This is a genomic window from Exilibacterium tricleocarpae (genome assembly GCF_007004655.1).
Lineage (GTDB): Bacteria > Pseudomonadota > Gammaproteobacteria > Pseudomonadales > Cellvibrionaceae > Exilibacterium > Exilibacterium tricleocarpae.
In genome coordinates, this window is record NZ_ML660105.1 from 59,428 (window position 1) to 80,451 (window position 21,024).

At 57.3% G+C, this 21,024-nt stretch carries 20 protein-coding genes; 10 read left to right on the plus strand and 10 right to left on the minus strand.

Features of this window, described 5'->3' with window-relative positions:
• The first annotated feature begins 63 nt into the window (after positions 1 to 63).
• Complete coding sequence (locus FKG94_RS22915; protein ID WP_142929286.1) at positions 64 to 441, plus strand: hypothetical protein; 378 nt, start codon at positions 64 to 66, stop codon at positions 439 to 441.
• A gap of 142 nt (positions 442 to 583) precedes the next feature.
• Here the strand turns inward: FKG94_RS22915 and FKG94_RS22920 are convergent, their stop codons facing one another.
• From FKG94_RS22920 to FKG94_RS22960, 9 genes are all read right to left on the minus strand, one after another.
• Positions 584 to 1,750: a dipeptidase gene (locus tag FKG94_RS22920; RefSeq protein WP_142929287.1), complete on the minus strand. Its 1,167-nt coding sequence runs from the start codon at positions 1,748 to 1,750 to the stop codon at positions 584 to 586.
• Positions 1,751 to 1,857: 107 nt separating this feature from the next.
• Positions 1,858 to 2,325 carry a Fur family transcriptional regulator gene (locus FKG94_RS22925; protein ID WP_142929355.1) on the minus strand — a complete coding sequence of 156 codons (468 nt, stop codon included), beginning with the start codon at positions 2,323 to 2,325 and terminating at the stop codon, positions 1,858 to 1,860.
• Positions 2,326 to 2,517: 192 nt separating this feature from the next.
• The gene (locus tag FKG94_RS22930; RefSeq protein WP_179957770.1) at positions 2,518 to 3,132 is read right to left on the minus strand and encodes a DUF4199 domain-containing protein; all 615 of its coding nucleotides are present in this window, start codon (positions 3,130 to 3,132) and stop codon (positions 2,518 to 2,520) included.
• A 37-nt stretch (positions 3,133 to 3,169) separates the two neighbouring features.
• Positions 3,170 to 3,586, minus strand: a complete 417-nt coding sequence (locus FKG94_RS22935; protein ID WP_179957771.1) for a response regulator transcription factor — start codon at positions 3,584 to 3,586, stop codon at positions 3,170 to 3,172.
• 494 nt (positions 3,587 to 4,080) lie between these two features.
• Positions 4,081 to 4,809 (minus strand): 16S rRNA (uracil(1498)-N(3))-methyltransferase, encoded by a 729-nt coding sequence (locus tag FKG94_RS22940; RefSeq protein ID WP_142929290.1) that lies wholly within the window; start codon positions 4,807 to 4,809, stop codon positions 4,081 to 4,083.
• Positions 4,809 to 5,660 carry a methylenetetrahydrofolate reductase [NAD(P)H] gene (gene metF / locus FKG94_RS22945; protein WP_142929291.1) on the minus strand — a complete coding sequence of 284 codons (852 nt, stop codon included), beginning with the start codon at positions 5,658 to 5,660 and terminating at the stop codon, positions 4,809 to 4,811. Before metF ends, FKG94_RS22940 begins: the two co-directional genes overlap by 1 nt.
• Before the next feature lie 93 nt (positions 5,661 to 5,753).
• Positions 5,754 to 7,160, minus strand: coding sequence for an adenosylhomocysteinase (gene ahcY / locus FKG94_RS22950; RefSeq protein ID WP_142929292.1), 1,407 nt, complete (start codon positions 7,158 to 7,160; stop codon positions 5,754 to 5,756).
• 45 nt (positions 7,161 to 7,205) lie between these two features.
• Positions 7,206 to 8,360, minus strand: coding sequence for a methionine adenosyltransferase (gene metK / locus FKG94_RS22955; RefSeq protein WP_142929293.1), 1,155 nt, complete (start codon positions 8,358 to 8,360; stop codon positions 7,206 to 7,208).
• 95 nt (positions 8,361 to 8,455) lie between these two features.
• The gene (locus FKG94_RS22960) at positions 8,456 to 9,448 is read right to left on the minus strand and encodes an ArsR/SmtB family transcription factor (RefSeq protein ID WP_142929294.1); all 993 of its coding nucleotides are present in this window, start codon (positions 9,446 to 9,448) and stop codon (positions 8,456 to 8,458) included.
• Positions 9,449 to 9,761: 313 nt separating this feature from the next.
• On the opposite strand from FKG94_RS22960, the gene FKG94_RS22965 reads away from it, so the two are divergent.
• The 9 genes from FKG94_RS22965 (at position 9,762) to FKG94_RS23005 (ending at position 19,365) form a co-directional block, all read left to right on the plus strand.
• Entirely contained in the window at positions 9,762 to 10,526 is a 765-nt protein-coding gene (locus FKG94_RS22965; protein WP_142929295.1) for an N-acetyltransferase, read from the plus strand.
• Positions 10,527 to 10,899: 373 nt separating this feature from the next.
• Positions 10,900 to 11,361, plus strand: a complete 462-nt coding sequence (locus tag FKG94_RS22970; protein ID WP_142929296.1) for an MOSC domain-containing protein — start codon at positions 10,900 to 10,902, stop codon at positions 11,359 to 11,361.
• A gap of 9 nt (positions 11,362 to 11,370) precedes the next feature.
• A complete protein-coding gene (locus tag FKG94_RS22975; RefSeq protein ID WP_142929297.1) occupies positions 11,371 to 11,793 on the plus strand; it encodes a GNAT family acetyltransferase in 423 nt (140 codons plus the stop codon).
• Between the two features lie 71 nt (positions 11,794 to 11,864).
• Positions 11,865 to 12,302 (plus strand): VOC family protein, encoded by a 438-nt coding sequence (locus FKG94_RS22980; RefSeq protein WP_142929298.1) that lies wholly within the window; start codon positions 11,865 to 11,867, stop codon positions 12,300 to 12,302.
• A 164-nt stretch (positions 12,303 to 12,466) separates the two neighbouring features.
• Positions 12,467 to 14,467 (plus strand): transketolase, encoded by a 2,001-nt coding sequence (gene tkt, locus FKG94_RS22985; RefSeq protein WP_142929299.1) that lies wholly within the window; start codon positions 12,467 to 12,469, stop codon positions 14,465 to 14,467.
• A 141-nt stretch (positions 14,468 to 14,608) separates the two neighbouring features.
• Positions 14,609 to 15,655 carry a type I glyceraldehyde-3-phosphate dehydrogenase gene (gap, locus tag FKG94_RS22990; RefSeq protein ID WP_142929300.1) on the plus strand — a complete coding sequence of 349 codons (1,047 nt, stop codon included), beginning with the start codon at positions 14,609 to 14,611 and terminating at the stop codon, positions 15,653 to 15,655.
• A 77-nt stretch (positions 15,656 to 15,732) separates the two neighbouring features.
• Complete coding sequence (locus FKG94_RS22995; RefSeq protein WP_142929301.1) at positions 15,733 to 16,896, plus strand: phosphoglycerate kinase; 1,164 nt, start codon at positions 15,733 to 15,735, stop codon at positions 16,894 to 16,896.
• Between the two features lie 221 nt (positions 16,897 to 17,117).
• Positions 17,118 to 18,182, plus strand: coding sequence for a class II fructose-bisphosphate aldolase (gene fba / locus FKG94_RS23000; protein WP_142929302.1), 1,065 nt, complete (start codon positions 17,118 to 17,120; stop codon positions 18,180 to 18,182).
• 226 nt (positions 18,183 to 18,408) lie between these two features.
• Positions 18,409 to 19,365, plus strand: a complete 957-nt coding sequence (locus FKG94_RS23005; protein WP_142929303.1) for an alpha/beta hydrolase — start codon at positions 18,409 to 18,411, stop codon at positions 19,363 to 19,365.
• 164 nt (positions 19,366 to 19,529) lie between these two features.
• Here FKG94_RS23005 and serA read toward each other — a convergent pair whose 3' ends face one another.
• Positions 19,530 to 20,759, minus strand: a complete 1,230-nt coding sequence (gene serA / locus FKG94_RS23010; RefSeq protein ID WP_142929304.1) for a phosphoglycerate dehydrogenase — start codon at positions 20,757 to 20,759, stop codon at positions 19,530 to 19,532.
• Between the last annotated feature and the right edge of the window lie 265 nt (positions 20,760 to 21,024).

A 21,024-nucleotide genomic window follows, 5' to 3' on the forward strand; every position in this document is an offset into this window, starting at 1 on the left:
GTCGTGTACTTTTAGCCTAATTTACATCAATTGTCCGTCCTATTGCACCGGCACTACAAAAGTATGAAACCCTATCTGCCTTATGGAGAATCGAAAATGTTAAAAAGCCCCCTCTTGATAGTCAGCCTGTTATTTTTTTCAGGCTATATTTCCGCTGCTCCCGGAGAGCTTATGCCTGTAGCAAAAAAAATAGATAGCATAATGATTCAAGCGGGTGCTGTGAACCCGGAGGCCCTAATTGTAATAGAAGGCGGTGTTCCTGTGACCCATATTCCCAGCGAATGCAACGCGCCCCACAATACGGTTGATTTGACTACAGAGCATGGTAAGAGTGTTTTTTCAATGGCATTAGCGGCGAGATTGGCCGAGAAGCCTGTTAGGCTGGCACTGTCCTGCACCAGTAACGGTGATAGGCCCTTAATAAAGAATATACTGTTGTGAGCTGAAACTACTCCCTCGGGGAAGCTATGAGCAATCTTGACTGACAGCCGGCGCTCAACCGGATGCCTTGCCGGAAGAGCGGTCGCCGTTGCAATCACAACATCCCACAGAAAGAGGGCCATTTGGCCAGTGTGAATAGTCCCTAGGATTGCGGCAGGCTGTCGCGCAAAAAGCGCACAAGATTTTCTCCCATTACTTTGCGGATTTCTGGTTCACTGAACCCCGCCTTTAGCATTTCCTCTGTTATCGCACTCAGTTGCGACGTATCGATCCTGGTGGTGACGGCGCCGTCGAAATCTGAACCCAAAGCGATATGGTCTTCACCAAATGTATCTATGCCGTAGCGTATCGCTTTGACAATACCGGCCGGGCTGCTGTCACAGATTGCCTCGTCCCAGTAACCGACGCCGATAAGGCCGCCGCCTTCGGTTATGCGCTGCATCAGGGCGTCGCTGATATTGCGAGGTGTGTTACACAGGCCCGCAAAGCCGGTGTGGCTGACCACCAGCGCTTGATCCGTGAGCGCCATAACATCGCGGACCACCGCTTCGGAAGAGTGGGACACATCCAGAATAATTCGCTTTTCCACAATGCGCTCGACCACCTGACGGCCGAACGGTGTCAGTCCGGCCTTGTCGATACCGTGCAGTGAGCCACCCAGCTTGTTGTCGAAGAAGTGCTGCAAGCTCATCATCCGAAAACCGTTTTCGAACAATACATCGACATTGTCGATATCACCGTCCAGCGCGTGGGAGCCCTCGGTGCCGAGCACCCCGCCGATCAGTTCTTTCCCCTGTGCCCGCTCAGCCAGCAGTCGCTCCAGATCGGCGCGGGTGCGCAGGATCAGTAACTGTTCCGGTGCCCTTGTCGCCAGCCGCTCAAGTTTTTCCGCCTGGTAAAGTGCCCTGGCGGTGAGACTGTTCCAGGTCGAGGGCGGCCATAGTTGGGCGATGGCCAGCAGGGTAATATTGTCGAGAGCCTGGGCTGCGTTTTCTTCGTAGTTGAGGCCCCGCGGTGACTTGGTCACCGTGGTAAAGAACTGGATCGCCACATTGCCCTGCCGCAGGCGCGGGATATCGACATGACCGTAGTCGGCTTCGTCGAGCAGGTCGCGGTTCCAGAGCAGGGAGTCGGCGTGCATATCGCCGATCACCAGGGTCTCGTGCAATTGCTTTGCCGCCGCCGACACCGGCCAGTCGGACCGGCCTTCCACCCTGTTGGTGGATTCTTCCAACCATGAGGGTGCCAAGGCAAAAAAAAGCACTATCACAATAACAATGGCAGACAGGCCCCAGAACTTTATCGACATATAGCTTTTTCCTCAGATATATCCATACGGCCAGCTCAGTATAACCGCGAGTGCTTCTAGGCTCTGCCCCGGTAAGGCTATACGCGAAGGAAGGTAGTTTAGTGAGGCTAGGCCGCAGTAGTGAGGCAATTCTCACACACACAGTCGAGTTCGAGCTGTGAGGTCATTAACTGGTAACCCGCCGCCACTACATGACTTTTCAGCGCTTCGACGATATTGCGTTGAATGGCGATCTCTTTAACGCGGTGGCAGGCGCGACAAATCAGGAACTGCGCCACCTGATGCTCGTGACTGCAGACAATATGCGAACAGGCGACATATTTGTTTTCCGACGCCAGCTTATGCGCCAATTGCTCCGCCACGAGAAAATCGAGCATTCGATAAACAGACATGGCCGGCATTGATTTTTCCGCCTGTTTATTGTACGCGTCGGCGACCTCATAGGCGGAAAGCGGTACTTCAGAGAGAATAAGCAACTCCAAGATGCGCTTGCGTTTTTCGGTCAATCGACCGCCCGAATGGGAACACATCTCTTCTGCTTTTAAAACTATCTTGTTTAATTCACTTTTTCTCATGGCTGAAATTCCAGTAGATGTTTCTTCCATCCATTTTTTGCCCTGGGAACCGCCTTCTGCCTCATCATATTCCACCGATTCAGGTTCACAGGGTGGGCTACCTGGTACGGGTGTCGTGTCGCCACAGTATATCACTGTCTTACGCTTAACCACCTACCCTCTGTGGATAGAGAGCAGGTTTTATCACTAGATTCATACGTCTTTTGCCGACATCCGGCTTTGCACGGCGGCGCAAAACAAACTGACCACAGCCCCTATGACAAATACCGTGAGAAACATCAGCAGAAACTGGGTGACGGGATTCATAAACAGGGCTTTTTGCTGTTCGAAGGAGGCGATTTGCTGCTCGATCTCGGCCGCCGGCTTACCGCTTTGCTGCACCTGTTCTATGTAGTAATCGTAGTACTGATCCATAAATTCCGGGTGCAGGAATTCAACATAGACCCAGTTGTAGATACCGAACAGCGAGCCGGCGATAGCGCTGATCAGCAGCCCGATCGCCAGGCCTCGACCGAAGCCGACTTTTTGGTCTGGCTGCAGGCGGCGGAATTCGTTGATGGCGATAAAGATAAGCAACAGGGAGAGGATAATGGTGGCGTAGCCGATAATCTCGCCGATGGCAAATGTCTCCGGGCCACCGCCTATCAGCAGATAGGTGATCAAAGGCACGCCGACCATGACCAGACCGGCGATCAGCCCCCACTTAATCGCTATTTGGGACATACCGGCCTCCAGGTTGATTCGGTTGATTTTGTCATTGTAGTAATCTCGCAGGTGATAGGTCACCGCAAGGTTATGAAAAGCCACCAGGGATGTCATCACCCAAATGGGTGATTTGAACTATTTATAATAAATTCAATAGCTTGGCCTCTGCCGCTGCCTGGGTTCGGTTAGTGACCTGCAATTTGGTATAGAGATTTTTAAGGTGCGTTTTGATCGTATTGGGGGACAGCTTCAAAGCCGCCGCCATTTCTTTATTGGTATACCCGTGCGCCAACAGCCGTAAAATCTCCTGTTCCCGCTGCGAGAATTGTTGCAGCAGGGCCGGATCGGGTTCGGGTGTTTCCGTGTGAGGCTTGCCGCCGGGCCTCGGCCAGAGATAGCGGACCGCCAGTGCGCCAATAATCAAAAAACTCAGTGCGGTGATACCGAGATACACGTCCAAGGCGATCCGATGGCTGAAAAACGCGTATTCGAAGCCCTTAAACAGAGCCAAGAGCATAAACAAGAGGAGGCTGTAGCGAAGGATGACAGACTTCATTTGATGTGTGCTCGGCTTCCAGCGGCGTAGATAGAATAAATCATAGCGTTTTTTATAGTCTGAAAATACCTGGTATCGAAACAGCAAAGCTGCGGTGTAAGTGGTAGTCATCTGTTGTGGTTGTGTCGGTGGCGCAGTGCAACTCATTACTCTATTGAGACCGAAGTCGATATGCTAATGTCTGAATATTTAGAAAAACTCGCTGCGTTGAAAAAATATATGAGGCTGAAGTAATGTCGTATAACTACAAAGACCTAAATTATATACGTGAAGCACTTGCGCTTTACGAAAAGCACTTGTGTGACGTTGACATAAACGAGTGTGATGACGACGAAGCCGAAGAACTTCAAGACGACATTCTCTACATGGGACGATTAAGAGCCTTGACAGATCGTCTTATTGATGAATGGGAAAACAAAGGCCCAACGATAACGTTAGTAAAAGACTAAATCATAAGTCTTGATCTGCTTTGCAGTCAGTGAAGTGAGGGGAGCCTACAAGTCCCCCCACAGGTGCTGCAATAGACTAATCGCCACCAGTGGTGCCGTTTCTGTGCGCAGTACTCTCGGGCCTAGTGCCAGCGCTTCAAAACCCTGTGCTTGGGAAGCGCTGATTTCACCGGCGTCCAATCCACCTTCCGGGCCGATTAACAGAGCCACTGATTCAGGTCGGGTGGCGGCACTGAGTCTTTCACCGCCGGCCCGATGGTGAAGAACGAATTTACGCGTTGCTGTGACCTGCGGCAACCAGTCGTGCAGGCTTTGCAGTGGGTCGAGTTCCGGCAATCGATTGCGCTGGCACTGTTCACAGGTGCTGGCGACAATCTGTTGCCAGTGGTGGTGCTTTTTTTCCAGCCGCTCCCCGCTCAGCTTAACCTCGGTGCGCCCGGTGAACAGCGGTGAAATAGAAGCCACGCCCAGTTCGGTGGCTTTCTGCATCACCCAGTCCATACGCTCGCCTTTCGAAATGCCGATACCGAGTGTTATATGCAAAGGTGATTCCCGCTCGATCTCGTTGAAAGCCAGCAGCTCTATATCGACATTGCGCTTGTCGATGGCAGTGATACGCGCGCGGTACTCGCCGCCGCGGCCGTTGAAAACAACTAAATCCCGTCCGACCTGCATTCGCAGTACTTTTACAAGATGGCGTGACGGGCCCTCCGCCAAGCGGAGTTCCCGGGCGTCGTTCAGGTTTTGCGGTGTGTAGATGCGGGGGACACGCATCAATCGTCGCCGGCCAGTCCCAGGTTACGAACGATGGTGGCGGTAGGCTCCGCCTGATTCATGGTATAGAAATGCAGTCCCGGGGCGCCGTTGTCCAGCAGTGTTTCGCACAACTCTGTCACCAGCTCCACGCCCAGGGCCTTTACAGCGTCCTTATCGTCGCCGAAGGACTCCATCCGCTTGCGCAGCCAGCGCGGAATCTCGGCACCGCAGTTGTCGCTGAAGCGGGCCAGGTTTTTAAAGTTGGTGATCGGCATAATGCCCGGGTAGATAGGTTGGGTGATACCCCGTTGTCGGCACTGTTCGAGAAAATAAAAGTAGGCGTCGGGGTTGTAGAAATACTGAGTGATTGCGCTGTTGGCGCCGGCGTCGAACTTACCTTGCAGAAATTCTATGTCGGCGTCGTAACTCTTTGCCTCCGGATGGATTTCCGGGTAGGCAGCCACCTCCAGGTGAAACTGATCATTAAAGTGCCGGCGAATAAACTCCACCAGTTGATTGGCGTAAACCAAATGCGATGCGCCGCCCATGCCGGAGGGCATATCGCCGCGCAGGGCCACGATACGGTCGATTCCCGCCGCCCGATACTCGCTCAGCAACGCTTTGATATCCGCTTCGCTGTCGCCGCCGAAAGACAGGTGCGGTGCTGCCTGCAATCCCTTCTCTTTGATACTGAAGACGGTGCCTTTGGTGTTATCCCGGGTGGAACCGCCGGCGCCGTAGGTGACCGAGAAAAACGCCGGCGCGAACTCGGCGAGACGATCGCAGACATGGGACAGTTTTTCATGACCGGCTGCGGTTTTTGGCGGGAAAAATTCGAAACTCAGGCGCAGGTCTTGTTCGTTACTCATCACCGTTCCGTTTATTGAAGAAGCCGGCCGCAGGCGACCGGCTGAAAACCCATCCGCCGGGGGTGACCCGGTCGGACTCCGGAGCCTCTAAACTCAGTACTTGTAGGTGTCCGGTTTAAAAGGCCCTTCTGCATTGACGTTGATATAGCTGGCCTGGTCCTCGGTCAACTGCGTGACTACGCCGCCGAAACCTTCCACCATATCCCGAGCCACTTCCTCGTCCAGCTTTTTCGGCAACACTTCCACATAGAGGTTGGCGGCTTTCTCTGAAGCGGGCAGATCGGCAAACTTGCGCTCGTAGAGGTACATCTGTGCCAGCACCTGGTTGGCAAAAGAGCCGTCCATAATGCGCGACGGATGGCCGGTGGCGTTACCCAGATTGACCAGGCGACCTTCGGACAACAGGATCAGGTGATCGCCGTCGGCCTGTTCTTTGGCGGCGGCACGATAAATTTTATGCACCTGGGGTTTGACTTCCTCCCAGGTCCAGTTTTCGCGCATATAGGCGGTGTCGATTTCATTGTCGAAGTGACCGATATTGCACACAACGGCGCCGTTTTTCAGGGCTTGCAGCATAGGCGCATCGCACACATTGATATTGCCGGTCGTGGTCACGATCAGGTCGGTGTTCTGCAACAGTGCCTGATTGATATCCTCCGACTTGCCGGTATTAATGCCGCCGTTGTAGGGCGAGACGACTTCAAAACCGTCCATGCAGGCCTGCATGGCGCAGATCGGATCGATTTCCGTCACCTTGACGATCATGCCTTCCTGCCGCAGTGATGCGGCTGAGCCCTTGCCGACATCGCCGTAGCCGATAACCAGCGCTTTTTTGCCCGACAGCAGATGATCCGTGCCGCGCTTGATGGCGTCGTTGAGGCTGTGCCGGCAACCGTATTTATTGTCGTTCTTTGACTTGGTGACCGCGTCGTTGACGTTGATGGCGGGCACTTTCAACTCGCCTTTTTCCATCATTTCCACCAGGCGGTGCACACCGGTGGTGGTCTCCTCGGAGATGCCGTGAATGCGATCGAGCAGGTCCGGATACTTTTCATGGGCGATCTGGGTCAGATCGCCGCCGTCGTCGAGGATCATATTGGCGTCCCAGACGCTGCCGTCTTTGAGAATGGTCTGTTCGATACACCACCAGAATTCCTCCTCGGTTTCACCTTTCCAGGCAAATACCGGGACACCGGCTGCGGCAACGGCCGCCGCGGCGTGGTCCTGGGTGGAAAAAATATTACACGACGACCAGCGCACCTCGGCGCCCAGCTCCACCAGCGTTTCGATCAACACCGCGGTCTGGATGGTCATATGGATACAACCCATGATCTTGGCGCCCGCCAGCGGCTGGGCAGCCTTGTACTTGCGGCGCAGCGCCATCAGTGCCGGCATCTCACCCTCGGCAATTTCGATTTCCTTGCGGCCCCACTCGGCGAGGCTGATATCGGCAACTTTGTAGTCGCTGAAATTTTCCACAACTTTTACGTTAGCAGTCATTGATACTTCTCCGTTTAACAGTGCTTGTGTCGGCAGTGCGCGGTCTCAGAGCGCGGACTTCAACAATTCGGCTTTATCGGTTTTTTCCCAGGTGAACCCGTCGCCCTCGCGGCCAAAGTGGCCGTAGGCGGCGGTGGAGCGATAGATGGGGCGCTTGAGGTCCAGCATCTCGAGCAGGCCGCGCGGGCGCAGGTCGAAATGTTCGCGCACCAGTTCGACAATGCTGTCGTCACTGACCTTGCCGGTGCCGAAAGTGTTGACGGAGATGGACGTGGGTTCCGCCACGCCGATCGCGTAGGAGACCTGGATCTCGCAGCGCTCCGCCAGCCCGGCGGCGACAATATTCTTCGCCACATAACGGCCGGCGTAAGCGGCGGAGCGATCCACCTTGGAGGGGTCCTTGCCGGAAAAGGCGCCGCCGCCGTGGCGGGCCATGCCGCCGTAGGTATCGACGATAATCTTGCGACCTGTCAGGCCGCAGTCGCCGACCGGACCGCCGATAATAAACTGGCCGGTGGGGTTGATATGGTAGCGGGTATCGGCGTGCAGCCATTCCTGCGGCAGGGTGTGCTTGATCACTTCATCCATGACCGCTTCGCGGATATCGGCCTGGGAGACATCGGGGTCGTGCTGGGTCGACAGCACCACGGCGTCGACCGCCACCGGCTTGCCGTTTTGGTAGCGCAGCGTCACCTGGCTTTTGGCATCGGGGCGCAGCCAGGGCAGGACGCCTTTCTTGCGCAGGTAGGCCTGGCGTTCCACCAGGCGGTGGGCGTAGTAGATAGGCGCGGGCATCAGCACATCGGTTTCGTTGGTGGCGTAACCGAACATCAGGCCCTGGTCACCGGCGCCCATGTCTTTGTTTTCACCCTCGTCGACGCCCATGGCGATATCGGAGGACTGCTTGCCGATGGCATTGAGCACGGCACAGGAGGCGCCGTCGAACCCCACGTCGCTGGAGTTGTAACCGATATCGAGAATAACATCGCGGATCAGGTCTTCCAGATCGATATAAGTAGAGGTGCGCACCTCACCGGCCACTATGGCCATGCCGGTCTTTACCAGGGTTTCGACAGCGACCCGGGCATCGGGATCGTCGGCGAGAATGGCATCGAGAATGGCATCGGAAATCTGGTCCGCCATTTTGTCGGGGTGGCCTTCCGAGACTGACTCGGATGTAAATACGGAATACTCTGACATGTTATCTATTCTCCGGGCATATCGCTTGGTGCTAGTTAATAACTGTAGCTGCTTTGAGGTGTTTTACCCATGTAGCGGACCGGCAGCGGTCTCGCTCACCCGGTGGCAGCGCGTTTGAAAAACTGTCGCAACTGAATCTGGAAACCGTTGCGCAGGGCGAAATAGACACTCTGGCCCTCTTCCAATCCGGCGCTGGCGGCCCAGTTGGAAAAATCTTCCGGGTCAAAACCGAGCCACAGGTCGCCGCAGGCGGTCCTGGCCCAGTTCTGGTCGTGGCGACACAAGTCTGTTATCAGTACCGCACCGCCGGGCCGCAACAGCGCATTAATGTCCTGAAACATTGCCGCCGGCGACGGGGTGTGGTGCAGGACCATATTGACCACTACACAATCTGCGGTCACCAACTGGTCACGGCGCGCCTCGCCGGTATCGCCGCAGACAAAGGTGACATTGTCCAACCCCTCCCGGGCGGCCTGGGCCTGGGCCTGCTCGAGCATGGCGGCGGCGTTATCCAGTGCCACCACCTGCTCGAAGCGTGGGGCCAGTACCGCTAAAAACTCCCCTTCACCCGGACCGACCTCCAGGGCGCAGGCGGTGCCTGGCAGTGGTGTTTGGGCCAGCAATTCCTGCACCTGTTCGGCGTAGACGGGAAAGCTGGCAATCAAATCCTGCTGTTCCCGGAATTTGGCGGCGTTTTCCGCAAAAAACTGTTTGGAGGCCGTCGCCCGCTCGGATTGAATATCCGCCAGCCGGGTGCTGATGGATGCCGGCAGCGGCTGCCGGTCAAGTGTCGAGAACAGAACTGTCTGCAGCCGTTCGGTCTCCGCGCCTCTGGCCGGCGCGGCGCGGCGATAAAAAATCGAGTTGCCCTCCCGCCGGGTGGCCACCAGGCCGGCACCGGACAGCACCTTCAGGTGATGGCTCATACCCGATTGCTTCATATCGAAAATCCGGCTGAGTTCCAGCACGCCGTAGGAATCCCGCGCCAGCACCCGCAGTATCTCCAGCCGCAAAGGGTCGCCGGCGGCCTTCAGGTGCCTGGCCAGTTGGGGGTAGGAGTTTTGCCCGGGGCTGTTGTTTTCGACCATATGGCGTGGAGTCTAGCAGGGATTTTCGGGTATATCAAAAAATTTTGATATAGAAGGGGTTGCTATAAATCGCGTTGGTGCTGGCCGATAGGGTGTGTTGCCGGCCGGGTGGTAGCCGCGTCGGCGCACAAATCTGCAATGCCGGTTTGCGGTTTCGGTTTGATCGTTATCAACACCCATGGGGAGTGATATTTGTATGCTGCTGAATATTCCGGGCTCGAGGTCGAGATCACGGCTCGAGGTATTGCGGCAATTGGTATCAACTCACTTATGGTTTCTGCAGGGCAGCAGTCCTGCGGCGCGGGGAGGTGCGATGAAATATATCAATCTTACGACGGACACTATTGATGCCGAGCATATCTGTTGCGCATTCTCGGATAAAAAATGCGCTGCGGGCTATGAGGCAAAAAAGCAGTGGTTGGCAAAGGAGTTTAACAATGAGTATGTGTTTCGGCGTCTCGATGAGCGCGCGAAAGTATTTATAGAGTACGGGCCTGCCGAAAAAGCCTGGACGCCGGTTGCCGCGGCCAACTATATGATGCTCGGTTGTTTTTGGGTGTCCGGCAAGTACAAGCAAAAAGGTCACGGTAAAGCGCTGTTGAAAAGTGCCGTTGACGATGCAAAAAAGCAGGGCAAAGACGGGCTGGTCGCGGTTGTCGGGACGAAGAAATTTCATTTTATGAGCGATACCAAATGGTTGTTGAGGCAGGGTTTTGAGGTCTGTGAGGAATTGTCATCGGGTTTTAGTCTGCTGTCATTGGACTTTAACGATGACGCCGTGCGGCCCGCGTTTAAACGCAGTGTCAAAAAACCTAAACTGCCTCTGACTAAAGGTTGTGTCGTGTATTTCTCGAACCGTTGCCCCTACACCGAGCACTATGTCGACGAGCATTTGACCGAGTCCTGCAAGCGGCGCAAGTTACCCTTGCAAATCGTCAAGATCAAAACCATAAGACAGGCCCAGTCAGCGCCAACGCCGGCGACAATTTTCAGTTTGTTTCTTGACGGGGAGTTCGCTACCACGGATATTAGTGCCTGTATGGATAATCGCTTTGATAAGGTAGTTGGAAAGCGGTAGGTAAACCGCACTGGGGTTGTCATTCATCCCTTTGGTCGCTGCAAGTGCGAATCAAACTTCTCGGTTGCTGTCGCAGAGGGCGGCGGGTATGCTGCGCCGGAGGTTGTTTCCGGTTCTATAGACCGTAACCAATTGTGCTTTCATATGCCGGAAGTGAACGACTTAAAAGCAAAGATGCCGTTTTGTTTTACCCGGGCCGGTCAAGTTGAAGATCTTCGCACAAAGGCTGCTGAAGTACTCGAGAGTTTAAGCAATTAGCCTGTTGAAAAGACCAATATCGGCCTGACAGTGTTATAGTGTACAAACCGCGTTTTTTGGCGGCCGAGGCCGCCCTGGCTAAAAAGCAAGCACTGCGACCTCCAGAAGGGATCCTATGATAGAGTCAATTTTCATTTCCGATAAGCACGGTAAAGAACAACGACCGGTGCAGGCAATAGAAGTAGTTGCCGGCCAGGGCATCATCGGCGATAGGAACTACGGTAAAACAAAGTGGCCGGGACAAAACATTACATTTGTCGAACTGGAAGAAATTAATAATTTTAACCGAGATCACGGCCAGAATATTTCACTGGATGCGACCCGCCGTAACGTTGTTACCAAAGGTGTCGCCCTAAATGCCCTTGTCGGTAAAATATTCTATATCGGCGATGTCAAATTCTTCGGTGTAGAGCTCTGTGAGCCTTGCGCAAAACTTGGCGAGCTTCTCGAAACTCAGACCCTCTCTAAAAAAGCTGCAGTAAAAGCCCTGGTGGGCAAAGGCGGACTGCGAGCCGATGCGCTATCGAACGGGAAGCTGACCGTTGGTATGGCGTTCACCCGGCAGGAAGATATGTGAAAGCTCGAGATGAGGATACGGCAGTACGACGCAAACGATAAAGATGACGTTATTTTGCTCTGGACCCAGTGCGGCCTCATTGTACCGCATAACGACCCGGCGAAAGATATAGACAGAAAACTTAAGGTAGGTAGCGACTTGTTCCTGGTTGGGGTCAACGGGGAAAGTGAAATTGTCGCTACGGTGATGGGCGGCTACGATGGCCACCGGGGCTGGATAAATTATCTGGCCGTTAAGCCCTCGCAGCAGCGCAAAGGCTATGGGCGGTTGATTATGCAGGCCGTTGAGACGCTGATCAGGAACAGGGGCTGCCCTAAAATTAACCTGCAGGTACGCGCCGGCAATCAAGCGGTTATCGCTTTTTACACCGCTATCGGCTATGGCGATGATCATGTGATTGGTTTGGGTAAGCGCCTGGAACACGATGTATAAAATGATCCTGAGAACAGATGCACTCGGGCGGCCGGGTGTCATGCACAGACTCTGCAACGGAGGATGGTCTTATGAAGCCGAGAATCAGTATGATTGCCTTGGCAGTCAGTGACCTGGAGCGCGCCACCGCCTTTTATGCCGGTGGCCTGGGCTTTCCGAAAATGGATGCTCCGCCGGGTGTCGCTTTTTTTAATCTGAATGGTACCTGGCTGGGGCTGTCTGAACGGGCCGCGCTTGCCGCTGACGCCACGGTTTCTGCCGCGGGCAGCGGTTACAACGGCTTTAATCTCGCCCACAATGTAGGGTCAGAGACCCAAGTGGATCAAGTCATTGAACAGGCAATTGCGGCGGGAGCGACGCTGGTAAAGCCGGCGCAAAGAGCTGCCTGGGGCGGCTATCACGGCTACTTCCAAGACCCGGACGGCCACCTTTGGGAAGTGGCATACAACCCGTTTTTTTGGATTGGCCCCGAGGATGACAGTGCCCAAGGTCGTGAGGATACGGCTTGACACCGCAGCGGTAAACGCTGTGCGGGTGTTGGCGGTCCCCCACGCGGCGTTGTTCTCCCCGCCGCTGCCGGCGAAAATAGTCGGTTTACGCCTTTACCCCGACCCTCGGGTAGGCGAAAATGGCGCCCCTTCAAGCTACCCCCTTTGACAGGAGCCCCGAGCAGATGCCATCCCGTACGCAACTCGCTAATGCTATCCGCGCGCTCAGTATGGACGCGGTTCAGAAAGCTAAAAGTGGTCACCCCGGCGCTCCCATGGGGATGGCCGATATCGCCGAAGTGCTCTGGAACGATTTTCTCAAACACAACCCCAAGGACCCCGCCTGGCCCGACCGCGATCGCTTCGTGCTATCCAACGGCCACGGCTCCATGCTGATTTATTCACTGTTGCACCTGACCGGCTATGACCTGCCCATGGGCGAGTTAAAAAACTTTCGCCAGTTACACTCGAAAACCCCGGGGCACCCGGAATACGGCTACGCGCCCGGCGTTGAAACCACCACCGGGCCCCTGGGCCAGGGCATCAGCAACGCCGTGGGTATGGCCATTGCGGAAAAAGTATTGGCCGACCAGTTCAACCGTCCGGGTCATAAAATTGTCGATCACTATACCTATGCCTTTCTCGGCGATGGTTGTCTGATGGAAGGGATTTCCCACGAAGCCTGCTCCCTGGCCGGCACGCTGGGGTTGGGCAAGCTGATTGCGTTTTACGATGACAATGGCATTTCCATTGACGGTGAGGTGGAGGGCTGGTTTACCGACGACACCCCCCAGCGCTTTCTGGCCTACGGCTGGCATGTGGTGCCGGGCGTCGACGGTCACGACAGCGGCGCCATCGCCGAGGCCATAGAACGGGCCAGGGAGGAGACCGGCAGGCCGACCCTGATTTGCTGCAAGACTGTGATCGGTTTCGGCGCACCCAATAAGCAGGGCAAGGAAGACTGTCACGGTTCGCCCCTGGGGGAGGACGAGGTTGCCCTGGCGCGACAGGCACTGGGTTGGGAGCCGGGTCCGTTTGAAATTCCGGAGGCGATTTACGCGGGATGGAATGCCGAGCAAAAAGGGGAGGCCGCCCAGTCCGAGTGGAACGGTCGTCTCGCCGCCTACCGCGAAGCACACCCGGCGCTGGCCGCCGAGTATGAGCGACGGGTAATCAACAATGAGTTGCCGGCGGACTTTGCCGCCAAGGCGGATGCCTATATTCGCGAGCAGCAGGAGAAGATGGAAAAGGTCGCCAGTCGCAAGGCGTCGCAGAATTGCCTCAATGCCTTCGGTCCGCTGTTGCCGGAGTTGTTCGGGGGCTCAGCGGATCTGGCCGGCTCCAACCTCACGCTCTGGTCTGGCGCCAAGGCGATCGACGCGCAGGACAGTGCCGGCAATTACCTCTACTACGGCGTGCGGGAATTCGGCATGAGCGCCATTATGAACGGTATCGCGCTGCACCGCGGCTTTATTAATTACGGCGCCACCTTCCTGATGTTTATGGAATACGCGCGCAACGCGGTGCGCATGGCGGCGTTGATGAAGCAGCAGAGTATTTTCGTCTACACCCACGACTCCATCGGCCTCGGGGAGGATGGCCCGACCCATCAACCGGTGGAGCAGTTGACGGCCCTGCGGGCGACGCCGGGCCTGCACACCTGGCGCCCCTGCGACGCGGTGGAATCGGCGGTGGCCTGGAAAGCGGCGCTTGAGCGCCGCGATGGTCCGTCGGCGCTGGTTTTCAGTCGCCAGGGGCTGGCGCCGCAGGTGCGCAGTGAAGCCCAGTTGGGCGATATAGCCCGCGGCGGTTATATACTCCGGGACTGTGACGGCACGCCGGATATCATCCTGCTCGGCACCGGCTCCGAGGTGGAGCTGGCAGTGGCCGCCGCCGGGCAACTGACGGCCGCGGGTCGCCGGGTGCGGGTGATCTCCATGCCCTGCACCTCGGTCTTTGACGCCCAGGATGCAGCTTATAAGGAGGCGGTACTGCCACTGGCGGTGACCGCCCGGGTGGCGGTCGAGGCGGCCCATGAGGACTTCTGGTACAAGTATGTCGGCCTCGACGGTCGGGTGGTGGGCATGACCACCTTCGGCGAATCCGCGCCCGGTGCCAAGGTTATGGAGCACTTTGGTTTCACGCCGGACAATGTGGTGAGCACGGCGACCGAGCTGTTGGACTAGTCCGGGCATGGCCGGGACACTGGGTCTATATAGGGACAGGCATCGGCTCTGCGGGGGATAGGCGCCGGACTGCCGGAACGCGCCCGGTTGCTTCACTATGAGCAACCAACCGGAAAACAGGGGCGGGCAACCGCGAGACTTATGGGTATTCGAGTAGCAATTAACGGCTATGGCCGCATCGGACGCTGTGTACTGCGAGCGCTCTACGAGCGCAAGCAGGGTATTGCCGGGCCCGCGACCGGCGCGGACGTGGAGGTGGTCGCCATCAATGAGTTGGCCGATTGCAAAACCATTGCCCACCTGACCAAATACGATTCTACCCACGGTCGCTTTCCCGGCGCCGTCAGGGCCGAAAACGATACCCTCTGGATCAATGACGACAGGATTCGGGTCATGCACCGGGAGGACGTCGGTTCCCTGCCCTGGGGTGACCTGGGGGTGGACCTGGTGCTCGAGTGCTCCGGGGCCTTTTCCGACCGCCACAGCGCCGAGCGACACATCGAACAGGGGGCCGGGCGGGTGTTGTTCTCGCAGCCGGCCCAGTCGCAGTCCGATGTCGATGCCACCATTGTCTACGGCGTCAACCAGGCGGAGCTGCAACCCCGGCACCGGATTGTCTCCAATGCCTCCTGTACCACCAACTGTATCGTGCCGGTTGTGAAAACCCTGCATCGGGCCTTCGGTATCGAAAGCGGCGTTATCACCACCATTCACTCGGCCATGAACGACCAGCCGGTGATCGACGCCTACCACCATACCGATCTGCGCAAGACCCGCTCCGTGTTCCAGTCCATTATCCCGGTGGATACCGGTCTGGCGCGGGGTATCGAGCGGTTGCTGCCGGAGCTGACCGGGCGTTTCGAAGCTCAGGCGATGCGGGTGCCCACGGTCAATGTCTCTGCCATGGACATGTCGGTCGTCGTGCGCGAAGACGTTACTGTGGCGCAGGTCAATGCCTGCCTGGCCGCGGCAGCGGGCGTCGACTTCGACGGGGTGCTGGGGTACACCGAGGAGTTACTGGCCTCCTGCGATTTTAACCACGACCGGCGCTCCGGGGTGGTAGACGCCGGGCAGACCCGCGTGGCGGGCAAGCGCCTGGTGAAAGTGTTGACCTGGTTTGATAACGAGTGGGGCTACGCCAACCGCATGCTCGACGTGGTGTCTTACTGGAGTGGTCTGCTCAAATAAGCCGTGACGGGACCGCGCCGGTTGCCAGTCACTGCCCCCGAACAACCTATTTTAAATTCTGTATCAGGAGACCCCGAATGGCTGTAAAACTGATGACCGATCTCGATCTGGCGGGCAAGCGGGTTTTGATTCGCGAAGACCTCAACGTGCCGATCGCCGACGGCGCCGTCAGCTCCGATGCCCGCATCCGCGCGGCCCTGCCGACACTTGAGAAGGCCCTGGCGGCCGGTGCCAGGGTTATTGTGATGTCCCACCTCGGGCGCCCCACCGAAGGCGAGTACGACGCGGCTTTCTCCCTGCAGCCGGTGGCGGCGCATTTGGGTGGTCTGCTCGGACGCACCGTGCGGGTGATCAAAGACTGGCGCGACGGCGTCGAGGTGGGCGCCGGCGAACTGGTGTTGCTGGAGAATGTGCGCTTTAACCCGGGCGAGAAAAAAGACGCCGAGGACCTGGCCCGGGCCTATGCCGGGTTGTGCGATGTGTTTGTTATGGACGCCTTCGGTACTGCGCACCGGGCCCAGGCGTCCACCCACGGCGTCGCCAGGTTTGCGCCGCTGGCCTGTGCCGGTCCGCTGCTGGCGGGCGAGCTCGACGCGCTGCAGCAGGCCCTGGCCAGTCCCGCCCGGCCTCTTGTCGCTATCGTCGGGGGTTCGAAAGTCTCCACCAAGCTGACGGTGCTGGAGACCTTGTCGGAGCAGGTGGACCAACTGATCGTCGGCGGCGGTATTGCCAATACGTTTTTGGCGGCCAGCGGCCGGCCGGTCGGCAAATCCTTGTATGAAGCCGATCTGGTCGACAATGCCCGCGCCCTGATGGCGAAAACCGATATCCCCCTCCCCACCGACGTGGTGGTAGGCCGCGAGTTTTCCCCAGCCGCCGAGGCGGTGCTGAAGCCGGCGGACGCCGTGCAGGACGACGATATGATCTTCGATATAGGCCCGCAGTCGGCAGCGCGTTTGACCGCGATACTGGCGCGGGCCAAAACCATTATCTGGAACGGCCCGGTCGGCGTCTTTGAATTCGACCAGTTTGGCGAGGGCACCCGGGTGCTGGCCGAGGCGATCGCCGCCAGCGACGGCTTTTCCATTGCCGGGGGCGGCGACACGCTCGCGGCGGTGGACAAATATGGGATAGCCGATAAGGTATCCTATATCTCCACCGGCGGTGGCGCCTTTTTGGAGTATGTCGAAGGTAAAACCCTGCCCGCCGTTGCGATACTGGAGCAGCGGGCGGCCGAATAAAGAAAAGGGGCGGGTAAACAGAACCGAGACGGCGCCGGTAAGAGCGCCGCTATCGACGCCCGGCAATATTGCTCGACAGCGTTTTTTGACAGTGTTTTTCGACAACGTTTTTCGACAACGTTTTTCAAAAACGTTGGCTATCAATATTGCCGACAATGTTGATTCACGACAGCAATTAACGACAGCAACTTATAACCGCATAGGACACGAAGGGAAAAATTATGGCTCTGATCAGCTTACGCCAACTGCTGGACCACGCCGCCGAGCACGGCTACGGCGTGCCGGCATTCAACGTCAACAACCTGGAACAGATGCGCGCCATTATGGAGGCCGCCGACCAGACCCGCTCGCCGGTCATCGTGCAGGCCTCGGCCGGTGCGCGCAAGTATGCCGGCGCGCCGTTTTTACGCCACCTGATTCTGGCGGCGATCGAGGAGTTCCCCCATATTCCGGTGGTCATGCACCAGGATCATGGCACCTCGCCGGCGGTGTGCCAGCGCTCCATCCAGTTGGGCTTTTCTTCGGTGATGATGGACGGCTCGCTGCGCGAGGACGGCAAGACGCCGGCCTCCTACGATTACAATGTTGAGGTAAGCCAACTGGCCGTTGCCATGGCGCACGCCTGCGGCGTCTCCGTGGAAGGTGAACTCGGCTGCCTGGGTTCGCTGGAAACCGGCGAGGCGGGCGAGGAGGACGGTGTCGGCGCCGCCGGCAAACTCAGCCACGATCAACTGCTGACCGACCCGGAGGAGGCCGCACAGTTCGTCGCCGCCACCAAGGTGGACGCGCTGGCCATCGCCTGCGGCACCTCCCACGGCGCTTATAAATTTTCCCGCCCGCCCACCGGCGATATCCTGGCGATCGACCGCATCAAGGAAATTCACGCGCGCATTCCCAACACCCATCTGGTCATGCACGGCTCCTCTTCGGTACCGCAAGAGTGGCTGGCGATTATCAACGAATACGGCGGCGAGATGCCGGAAACTTACGGGGTGCCGGTAGAGCAGATTTGCGAGGGCATCAAACACGGTGTGCGCAAGGTCAATATCGACACCGACCTGCGCCTGGCCTCCACCGGCGCCATCCGCCGTTTTATGGCCCACAACCGCAGCGAATTCGATCCGCGCAAATATTTGAAAGAGACGGTCACGGCGATGAAGGATATCTGCGTGGCGCGCTATGAAGCCTTTGGCACAGCGGGTAATGCCGATAAGATCACACCGCTGAGTCTGGAGGCCATGTATAGTCGCTACGACAGCGGGGAGCTGGACCCGCAGGTCAAGTGATGCTGTAGTTGAAATTATAGTTGAGATTATAGTTGAGATTGTAGTTGAAATTATAGTTGGAACTGTATTTGAGACTTTAGCCTAAACGGTAATTGGGGCTATAGTTGAGGTTGTAGCGCGAGATCGAGGCCTTAGCGAAAGAAAATTCTGGTCTGAACCCGCATCGTGCCGGTGTAAGTGAGCGCCATTGAGATCAGAGAAAATAACAGCGGAGTAGCCTGCAGCGATGGAGTTGAAAGCGGCCGTTTTGGAACGTGTGTCTGCAACCATGCCGGCCTTTTCATTTGATGCGGATCAAGGCGATTGGTTGTCCGGGCGCAACGTGCAGGCCTATCTCAATCACTACCAGATCAACTTCTCCAAGTCGCTCGACCGGATCGAACACCGCTTCGGTCGGGTCGAAGTGGGCGGTTATAAGGTCGCCATGCACTACTGGCTTCCCGAACTGGCTCGCGGCACCGTGTTCCTGATCCACGGTTACTTCGACCATGCCGGCGTCTACCACCATATCATCCGCTTTTTGCTGCAGAACCAGTTTGCGGTTGTGATCTGCGACCTGCCGGGCCACGGCCTCAGCAGCGGCCAGCTCGCCTCTATCGATTCCTTTGACGAGTACCGCGAGGCTTTCGCCCAGTGCCTGCAGTTGTGTCGCCCGCAGGTGCCCGGCCCGCATCATATCGTGGCGCAAAGCACCGGCGCAGCGGTGGCGATCAACTATCTGCACAGCCGGGGCGCAGAGGCGTTCAAGCATATCGTGTTATTGGCGCCGCTGGTGCGTTCCTACGGCTGGGCTTATTCCCGCTGGGCCTACGAAGTGTTGAAGTACTTTTGCAAGCGCATCCCCCGCACCTTTGCCATCAACAGCCACAGCCCGGAGTTTATCGATTTCCTGCGCCGCCATGATCCGCTGCAGGCGCGCCACCTGCCGCTGCGCTGGGTGGGTGCGAACAAGCGCTGGATCAGAACCGTGCGCCGGTACAAGCGCAGCGATTGCGCATTCCTGGTCATTCAGGGCGACGACGACACCACGGTCGACTGGCGCTATAACACCCGGCTGATCAAGAAAAAATTTCCCAACAGCCGCCTGCAGATAATTCCCGGCGCCCGACACCAGTTGGTGAACGAGTCCGGGGAGTATCGGATTAAGGTATTTCAGAAACTGTTGCAGTATTTATCGCGGTAGGGATGTTGGCTCGCAGGGCCGGCGTGCCGTTTATGCCGATCGGCTGGTGGAGCGCATTAAACGTTACTGCGGCAAACTGCAACTTAGCCCGAAATTGCGTCCGCTTTGCCGTGTACTGGTTGTCCATCCTGTCGGCATTATCCGGGCCGGCTGTAAGCCTGTCGTTAAAACAACACCCGGCAGCGAATAGTCCCCTCAATATCCCGCAACTGCTTTAGCGCAACCTCGCTGTAATCCCTCTCGATATCCACCACCACATAACCGACCTTATCGTTGGTTTGCAGGTACTGGCTGGCGATATTGATATCGTGGCTGGAAAACACCTGGTTGATCGCCGTCAACACCCCGGGTATGTTTTTGTGTACATGTAACAGCCGGTGCACATTTTCGTGGGTCGGCAGCGCCACCTCGGGGAAGTTCACCGAACTGGTGGTGGTGCCGTTGTCGGAGTACTTCACCAGCTTCTCCGCCACTTCCACCCCGATATTCTCCTGCGCCTCCTGGGTCGAGCCGCCGATATGGGGCGTCAGTATGGCGTTGTCGAAGGCCCGCAGCGGGCTGACGAACTCCTCGGTGTTGCTGCGCGGCTCCACCGGGAATACATCGATGGCGGTACCGCCCAGGTGACCGTCGCCCAGGGCCCGGGCGAGGGCGTCGATATCCACCACAGTGCCGCGGGAGGCGTTGATCAGGATGGCGCCGGGTTTCATCTGGGCGATCTCGGCGGCACCGATCATATTTTTGGTGGCGCCGGTCTCAGGCACGTGCAGGCTGACGATATCGGCGCGATTGAGCAATTCGTTTAAATTGCGCGCCTGCACGGCATTGCCAAGCGGCAGTTTGGTGATGACATCGTAGAACGCGACCTTCATACCCAGGGACTCGGCCAGCACGCTGACCTGGCTGCCGATACTGCCGTAGCCGATAATACCCAGCGTTTTGCCGCGAATCTCATAGGCGCCGGCCGCCGATTTGAGCCAGCCGCCGCGGTGACAGGCCGCGCTTTTCTCCGGGATTCCGCGCAGCAGCAGGATGGCCTCGGCAATAACCAACTCGGCTACGCTGCGGGTGTTGGAGAAAGGCGCATTAAATACGGCAACCCCGTGTTCCTGGGCCGCTTCCAGGTCCACCTGGTTGGTTCCGATGCAGAAACAGCCGGCGGCGATCAGTTTCGGAGCGCTTTCGAATACCCGGCGGGTCAGCTGGGTGCGCGAGCGAATGCCGACAAAATGGGCATCGCTGATTCTCTCGATCAGCTCCGCTTCCGGCAGCGAGGTCTTGAGGTAGTCGATATTGGTGTAACCGTCGGCTTTCAGGGTGTCGACGGCGGACTGGTGCACACCTTCGAGCAGCAAAAAGCGAATCTTGTCTTTGTCGAGGGAAATCTTGGCCATGGAGCGTTGTATACCTTTGTGGCCTACCCCGGGACTGACGGAGGTTCCCGGCGGCGGGTAGGCGGCACTGCTCCGCGGGACCCCAAAAAAGGGGCGCTATGATAGCATAGTCCGCCAGCCAGTTAAGTCCCGGGCAGTCGCTGACTGGTTAAGGCCGATCGGGCGGCATCTAAACCCTGGTCCGGCACCTGCTGCCACTGCTGCTGGTACTGTTTTTGGCGCAAGCTGCCCGAGGGAGTCGCCGGCAGCTTGCACCGAAGGGTTT

What these genes read in the sequence shown, in the direction of transcription:
- FKG94_RS22915 (WP_142929286.1), top strand. Translation starts at nt 64, where the DNA reads ATGAAACCCTATCTGCCTTATGGAGAATCGAAAATGTTAAAAAGCCCC.
- FKG94_RS22920 (WP_142929287.1), bottom strand. Translation starts at nt 1,750, where the DNA reads ATGTCGATAAAGTTCTGGGGCCTGTCTGCCATTGTTATTGTGATAGTG.
- FKG94_RS22925 (WP_142929355.1), bottom strand. Translation starts at nt 2,325, where the DNA reads ATGAGAAAAAGTGAATTAAACAAGATAGTTTTAAAAGCAGAAGAGATG.
- FKG94_RS22935 (WP_179957771.1), bottom strand. Translation starts at nt 3,586, where the DNA reads ATGAAGTCTGTCATCCTTCGCTACAGCCTCCTCTTGTTTATGCTCTTG.
- FKG94_RS22940 (WP_142929290.1), bottom strand. Translation starts at nt 4,809, where the DNA reads ATGCGTGTCCCCCGCATCTACACACCGCAAAACCTGAACGACGCCCGG.
- metF (WP_142929291.1), bottom strand. Translation starts at nt 5,660, where the DNA reads ATGAGTAACGAACAAGACCTGCGCCTGAGTTTCGAATTTTTCCCGCCA.
- ahcY (WP_142929292.1), bottom strand. Translation starts at nt 7,160, where the DNA reads ATGACTGCTAACGTAAAAGTTGTGGAAAATTTCAGCGACTACAAAGTT.
- metK (WP_142929293.1), bottom strand. Translation starts at nt 8,360, where the DNA reads ATGTCAGAGTATTCCGTATTTACATCCGAGTCAGTCTCGGAAGGCCAC.
- FKG94_RS22960 (WP_142929294.1), bottom strand. Translation starts at nt 9,448, where the DNA reads ATGGTCGAAAACAACAGCCCCGGGCAAAACTCCTACCCCCAACTGGCC.
- FKG94_RS22965 (WP_142929295.1), top strand. Translation starts at nt 9,762, where the DNA reads ATGAAATATATCAATCTTACGACGGACACTATTGATGCCGAGCATATC.
- FKG94_RS22970 (WP_142929296.1), top strand. Translation starts at nt 10,900, where the DNA reads ATGATAGAGTCAATTTTCATTTCCGATAAGCACGGTAAAGAACAACGA.
- FKG94_RS22975 (WP_142929297.1), top strand. Translation starts at nt 11,371, where the DNA reads ATGAGGATACGGCAGTACGACGCAAACGATAAAGATGACGTTATTTTG.
- FKG94_RS22980 (WP_142929298.1), top strand. Translation starts at nt 11,865, where the DNA reads ATGAAGCCGAGAATCAGTATGATTGCCTTGGCAGTCAGTGACCTGGAG.
- tkt (WP_142929299.1), top strand. Translation starts at nt 12,467, where the DNA reads ATGCCATCCCGTACGCAACTCGCTAATGCTATCCGCGCGCTCAGTATG.
- gap (WP_142929300.1), top strand. Translation starts at nt 14,609, where the DNA reads ATGGGTATTCGAGTAGCAATTAACGGCTATGGCCGCATCGGACGCTGT.
- FKG94_RS22995 (WP_142929301.1), top strand. Translation starts at nt 15,733, where the DNA reads ATGGCTGTAAAACTGATGACCGATCTCGATCTGGCGGGCAAGCGGGTT.
- fba (WP_142929302.1), top strand. Translation starts at nt 17,118, where the DNA reads ATGGCTCTGATCAGCTTACGCCAACTGCTGGACCACGCCGCCGAGCAC.
- FKG94_RS23005 (WP_142929303.1), top strand. Translation starts at nt 18,409, where the DNA reads ATGGAGTTGAAAGCGGCCGTTTTGGAACGTGTGTCTGCAACCATGCCG.
- serA (WP_142929304.1), bottom strand. Translation starts at nt 20,759, where the DNA reads ATGGCCAAGATTTCCCTCGACAAAGACAAGATTCGCTTTTTGCTGCTC.